The organism is Shewanella sp. DNRA4, from assembly GCF_012843185.1.
GTDB classification, from domain to species: Bacteria; Pseudomonadota; Gammaproteobacteria; order Enterobacterales; family Shewanellaceae; genus Shewanella; species Shewanella xiamenensis.
In genome coordinates this window covers 182,449-188,987 of sequence record NZ_JABAIP010000013.1, presented here as the reverse complement: position 1 = coordinate 188,987, position 6,539 = coordinate 182,449, and the positions used below count along the sequence as shown (strand labels likewise).

4 protein-coding genes are annotated in these 6,539 nt (G+C 48.3%); 2 read left to right on the top strand and 2 right to left on the bottom strand.

Annotated elements, in window-relative coordinates; all coding sequences use genetic code 11:
• Positions 1–331 precede the first annotated feature (331 nt).
• Entirely contained in the window at positions 332–1,606 is a 1,275-nt protein-coding gene (locus HG547_RS15555; RefSeq protein WP_169548332.1) for a CinA family nicotinamide mononucleotide deamidase-related protein, read from the top strand.
• A gap of 98 nt (positions 1,607–1,704) precedes the next feature.
• Here the strand turns inward: HG547_RS15555 and HG547_RS15550 are convergent, their stop codons facing one another.
• Positions 1,705–2,250 carry a DUF1439 domain-containing protein gene (locus tag HG547_RS15550; RefSeq protein ID WP_037424130.1) on the bottom strand — a complete coding sequence of 182 codons (546 nt, stop codon included), beginning with the start codon at positions 2,248–2,250 and terminating at the stop codon, positions 1,705–1,707.
• A complete protein-coding gene (gene ppc / locus HG547_RS15545) occupies positions 2,250–4,919 on the bottom strand; it encodes a phosphoenolpyruvate carboxylase (protein WP_169548321.1) in 2,670 nt (889 codons plus the stop codon). Before ppc ends, HG547_RS15550 begins: the two co-directional genes overlap by 1 nt.
• A gap of 618 nt (positions 4,920–5,537) precedes the next feature.
• Between ppc and argC the strand changes: the two genes are divergently transcribed.
• Positions 5,538–6,518 (top strand): N-acetyl-gamma-glutamyl-phosphate reductase, encoded by a 981-nt coding sequence (gene argC, locus HG547_RS15540; protein WP_047536213.1) that lies wholly within the window; start codon positions 5,538–5,540, stop codon positions 6,516–6,518.
• Positions 6,519–6,539: the final 21 nt, after the last annotated feature.

Here is a 6,539-nt window from a genome sequence, read left to right as displayed (position 1 = left end):
TCAGAAGTGAAACGCAATCGCGCCGATGGTAGTGTGGGGTCTCCCCATGTGAGAGTAGGTCATCGCCAAGCGCCTAATTAAACAATGAAGCCAGCTGAATAGCTGGCTTTTTTGTTTTTGATGTTTGCAATTTTTAGATTGTGATTTTGAAAGCACTCATTCCAATTTTCAGCCTCTTTCGCTCACACACCCCTGATGTGCGCTAAATCGCGACTGACTACCTTATTTTCTTCACACTACTGAACCATATCTCCCAAAGGTCAACTCTTGCTATTACTTCAGAGGTTACTTACCTTATGCAGTAACTTATTGGGGTAGCTAAGGATCTATGATGAAGTTAGAGATGATTTGTACTGGGGAAGAGGTGCTGTCGGGTCAGATTGTTGATACTAACGCTGCTTGGTTTGCCAGCACTATGATGGAACATGGCATTGAGATCCAAAGGCGCGTTACAGTCGGTGATCGTCTCGAGGACTTAATTGCGGTTTTCCAAGAGCGTAGCTTGCATGCCGATGTCATCCTAGTGAATGGCGGCTTGGGGCCGACCAGTGATGATATGTCTGCCGAGGCAATGGCTAAGGCTAAAGGCGAGCTTCTGGTTGAGAATCGGGAGTGGCGCCAACGTTTAGAAGATTGGTTTACGCGCAATAATCGCGAGATGCCAGTGAGTAATTTAAAGCAGGCGATGCTGCCAGAGTCTGCGGTGATGGTGGATAACCCCGTCGGCACGGCCTGTGGATTTAGAGTGAAGCTGAATCGAGCTTGGTTGTTCTTCACCCCTGGCGTGCCATTTGAACTCAAGCATATGGTGAAGGAACAGTTTATTCCTTTTATCCGTGCAGAGTTTGACCTCGACGCTAAGGTGGCGCTGAAGAAGTTGCTGACCATAGGTCATGGCGAGTCTTCCCTTGCCGACAAAATCGAGCCATTGGAGTTGCCTGAGGGGATTACCATTGGCTATCGCTCCTCAATGCCACATATTGAGATTAAGATCTTTGCCCGCGGTGAGAAGGCGATTGCTTTGCTGCCACGGGTGACTGGGCACATCAAAATGGTGCTGGGTACTGCGGTCGTCGCCGAAGATAAAGCGACGCTTGCCGAAGAGATCCATGCTAAGTTGCTGAATTCTGGATTGACCTTGAGTGTTGCTGAGTCTTGTACGGGTGGGATGATTACCAGCCAATTAGTCGACTTCCCGGGCAGTTCTTCCTATCTACAACACGGTCTAGTAACTTACAGTAATGAGTCTAAGGTGCGAGTATTAGGTGTTAATCCGGCGACCTTAGACGATCACGGCGCAGTCTCTATTCCAACGGTTGAAGAAATGGCCAAGGGCGCGCGTGCTATTTTAGACAGTGATTTTGCCTTAGCGACCAGTGGGATAGCGGGACCTGATGGCGGAACCGAAGAAAAGCCCGTTGGTACGGTGGCAATTGCCTTGGCAACCCGCAGTGGCGTCTACAGCCAAATGATAAAACTGCCGCGACGTTCGCGGGATTTAGTGCGTAGCTTAAGTGCGGCGGTAGCCTACGATATGTTAAGACGTGAATTACTCACCGAAGCTGTGATTGTGGATTATCAATCGATAGGGCGTTTCAGCAAGTAACTTTTTGCTGACTGACGGGTTTTAGTCAGTCTAGCTGGACTAACAAAAATGCTCCCGAGGGAGCATTTTTTATGGCGAATGGTTTGCAACGCAAGCCGTTATTTAGTGAACTTAAGGACTAATTTGCCAGGGACGACTTGAATGCTCTCGGTCATCTTGGCCATCAGCGCTTGGTTACTATCCTTCGTATCGAGCACATAAACGGGCTGATTCTCGAGGAAATGCCTTAAGTAGCCCATCACTTGTGGTGTCGCGCTACTGATGGCTTTCTCGATATCCTTGGGTGTTGACTCGACTTTCACCAATTCAAGCTGGCGTAGGTAGACGCTGTGGGTGGCACTGTCATACCAAGGCTTGGCCTCAAAGGTGGTTGAAAGTTGCGCCTTCAACGGATAAATAGGGTTAGTGATGGACACCTGAGTGGTCGCACTTACGCTCATAGTGTCAGGCTTGTCACCGAGTCTGACACTGATGTCGTTAATGCGCACTTGCGCGCCCACGAGTTGATTACCTTGTTTCACCTCAAAATGGATCTCTTTGCTGAGATACTGCTCCATTTCATGCTCGCTGATACTGTATTGCGTGACGCAGCCGCCAAGCAGTACAGATAATCCCAAGCAAAGGCTAAGCGTGAGTTTTTTCATTAACCTGTGTTTCTCATGCCCGCCGCGACACCGGCAATCGTCAGCATTAAGGCGAGTTGCACGTGTTCGGAAGCGGGAGCTTCGGTTGTTTCCTTGCGGGTACGAGCTAATAACTCGGTCTGCAGGAAGTTTAATGGATCGATATAGGGATTGCGCAGTTTGACTGATTCGCGATTCCACGGTGTATGCGCCATTAAGGTATCCGATTTAGTCAGCTCCAGCACCACTTTAATGCCGAGATCTAAACGCTGGCGTAAAGTTTCGCCTAAGTGGTGGAGATTGGGTGGTACTAAGCAGGTTTCATAGTAACGCGCTAAGTTAGGTTCCGCCTTGGCGTACACCATCTCCAGCATGGAAATCCGCGTGCTAAAGAAGGGCCATTCGCGATCCATATCTTGTAGCAAACCCATTTCGCCACGTTCGCAGGCAGCCTGTAATGCTTCACCGGCGCCGAGCCATGCTGGCAACATTAAGCGGTTTTGAGACCAAGCGAAAATCCAAGGAATGGCACGTAAACTCTCGATACCGCCATCGACACGACGTTTTGCCGGGCGACTGCCTAATGGTAGTTTGCCTAGTTCAACCTCCGGAGTGGCTGCGCGGAAATAAGGCACAAAATCCGGCTCTTCACGGACAATACCGCGGTAAGCACTCACTGACTCCTGAGCAATTCGCTCCATGCAATTGCGCCATTCCTGCTTAGGCTCGGGCGGCGGAAGCAGAGTCGCTTCTAACACCGCTGAGGTGTACAAGGCTAAGCTTTGTACCGCCAATTTAGGCAGGCCGAACTTAAAGCGGATCATCTCACCTTGCTCGGTGACGCGAATACGGCCATCAACAGATCCGGGCGGTTGCGACAGAATCGCTTTGTGAGCAGGGCCGCCGCCACGACCAATACTGCCTCCACGACCATGGAACAGCGTCAGCTTAACGCCAGCCTGTTTACAGACGGCGACTAACTGCTCCTGCGCGCGATATTGTGCCCAAGCGGCTGCCATTACACCCGCATCTTTGGCTGAGTCGGAGTAGCCGATCATCACCTCTTGCATGCCTTTGGTATAACCACGGTACCAGTCGATATCGAGCAGTGCGGTAATGCACTCGGCGGCGTTATTTAAGTCGCTTAAGGTTTCAAATAGCGGCACAACCCGCATTGGATGCGTGCAGCCAGTTTCTTTGAGCAGTAATAATACGGTTAACACATCTGAAGGCTTGCTCGCCATCGAGATCACATAGGAGCCCAACGCCTTAGCAGGATGTTTAGCAATTAAGCGGCAAGTGTTAAGCACTTCGGCTACATCGGCGGAAGGTTGCCAGTTGCTCGGGATCAGCGGACGACGGTTACTGAGTTCACGCAGTAAGAAGGCTTGTTTTTCGGTTTCATCCCAATGATTAAAGTCACCCATACCTAGATAACGGGTTAATTCTGCAAGTACATCGCAGTGACGGCCGGCGTCTTGGCGAATGTCGAGCCTAAGCATATGAATACCAAAACATGCGAGACGGCGCAAAATGTCGAGTAGTAAACCGTTAGCAATCAAACGCATGCCACACTCACATAAACTCTTATACAGCATCTCTAGCGGCGCTTTAAGATCGCTTTCTTGCCAAATCAGCGTCGACTTATCCACTTCAGGATTGTGGCCCTCAATGCGGGCATTTAAGTAATCTATGGTGTCACGCAGTTTTTGTCTTAATGAGCGCAGCACAAAACGATAGGGTTCGCAGCTATTGTTGGTATAAGCCTTTAATTCATCATTGGCTTCTTCCATTGAGAGTTCACCCACTAGCAACACTATATCCTTGAGGAATAAACGTGCCGCAGCATGGCGATTACGGTCTAACACTTCTTGGGTGACTTTGGCGGTCACAAAGGGGTTACCGTCGCGATCACCACCCATCCAGCTTGAGAAGCGCACCGGTGCAATATCGATAGGCAATTGCTGGCCAGTGCGCTCTTGTACTTGATCGTTGAGCTGCCTTAAAAAGTCGGGGACGGCGTGCCAGAGAGATTCTTCAATCGTCGATAATCCCCAGCGGGCTTCATCCACTGGCGTTGGGCGCTCACGGCGAATTTCATTGGTGTGCCAGATCTGAGCAATTAACTGACGCAGACGCAGATTAATTTGGCGACGTTCTCTATCGGATAATTGATCGTTTTCTTGCTCGGCGAGGCAATCCACAATCGCCGCATATTTTTGGATCAGTGTGCGGCGAGAGATTTCCGTTGGATGTGCGGTGAGGACTAAGTCGATATCAAGCGTCTTTAAGCAATCCAACATCTTGGTTTGATCGATACGGCCATTAAGCATACGGCCAAGCAACTGTTCGACCGGATCCGGTACACAAACCAGCTCATCACAGTTACGGCTAATAGTATGAAATTGTTCGGATAAGTTTGCTAGGTTGAGGAATTGGTTGAAGGCTTTGGCAAAAGGCACTAACTCTTCATCGGGGAGTGCGGTCAGCAGTTCTAGCATTTGCTCCCGTGCCGCCTCATCGCCACGGCGGGAATCTTTTGCAAGTTTACGAATTTGCTCAACCTTCTCGAGGAAAGAATCACCGAGGTGGGTGCGCATTGTATCGCCAAGGATCTGCCCTAACATACTCACGTTTGATCTTAACGACGCATACATGTCGGTCACATTGTCTGCCACATTACCTGCCATAGTTACTCCGAATAGAAAAACATCAAAATCCGCTTTGTATTAGCCCGCTAGCACAATACCTACCACTGAGGGCAATGGTCAACAGCAGAACTTATAACTTATACGACTGGCTTATCTTATATGCAACTAATCACGATAATTGTTGAGGAATATTCAATATAAATGCGAGCTAACGCAATATTTTATTATGTTTAGCCAAAGTGAATATGAACTGCATTATTTTGGCTTTGCGTACATGTATATCAGGTGTTAATAAAAAGGACTGATTTTTCAGTCTTTCATCCATAGATAACTGAGTTATAAAGAAGTTAGTGAAGTATTGTGTCATTTGCTAAGCGTACTTGAATGCAGATTAAAGATAAAATTTAATAAAAATATATATTCACATATATTGCATAAATAGATCTTTGTGGTAGTCTAGCCTGCAGTTGAGATGAGTCACCCATTGTGACCTGTAGAGTAAATATCATGATGTATAGCGTTAAGCCGTCAGTGAATAAAATAACGAGCCATTACGATTTCCCACGACGATAGTCCTGTCATCATAGATATGCGCTGTTGCGTATACGCTATTCATCTATTCTTTAAGTCTCTTTGATTTGGTTTATAAAAATACATATGAAAAATATCGCCATTATCGGCGCCAGTGGTTACACAGGTGCACAACTCACTGCTTTAGTCCATGCGGAGTCTGAATTATCAATTCAAGGCCTGTATGTCTCTGAAAATAGTTTAGATAAAGGTAGAGCTTTAGCAGATTTGTACCCTGTCTACAGCCACATTGACTTAGCTCTGTCACCATTGACTGAAGAAGCGAAGACTAAGATCGTCGCCGAGGCGGATGCAGTGGTGTTGGCGACCGAGCACTCGGTGAGTTTGCATTTAGCGGCTTGGTTCTACAACCAAGGTTTAGCCGTGTTTGACTTAAGCGGTGCCTATCGTTTCAGTGATGTGGCGCAGTACCCTAAGTGGTACGGTTTTGAGCACGAATATCCCGAGGTGCTAGCCAAGGCTGTTTATGGTCTTGCCGAGTGGAATGCCAAAGAAGTCGCCGCAACTAAGATGATTGCTGTGCCAGGTTGTTACCCAACAGCATCATTAACCGCTTTGAAACCATTAAAGAATTTACTGACCTCCGCCTATCCGGTGATCAATGCGGTCAGCGGTGTGACGGGCGCGGGTCGTAAGGCACAGTTGCATACCAGTTTTTGCGAAGTGAGCCTCACACCCTACGGCGTATTAGGCCACAGACATCAACCCGAAATTGCTACTCAACTGGGGCAAGAGGTGATCTTCACGCCGCACCTTGGCAACTTCAAGCGCGGCATTTTAGCAACCATCACGGTACAGCTAAAACCAGGCACCACCACTGCCGATGTGGCTGCGGCATACAGTGTTTATGACCAAGCTCCGCTGGTGACGGTGAAACAGAACCAGTTCCCGAAAGTAGATGATGTAGTGCTGACTCCGAATTGCCACTTAGGTTGGAAGTTTGATGAGAACAGTGGCTACTTAGTGGTTGCCAGTGCCATCGACAATTTGATGAAAGGCGCGGCGAGCCAAGCCCTGCAATGCATAAAGATTCACTTTAACCTTTAACCGTTCATCCTTATTTAAGAG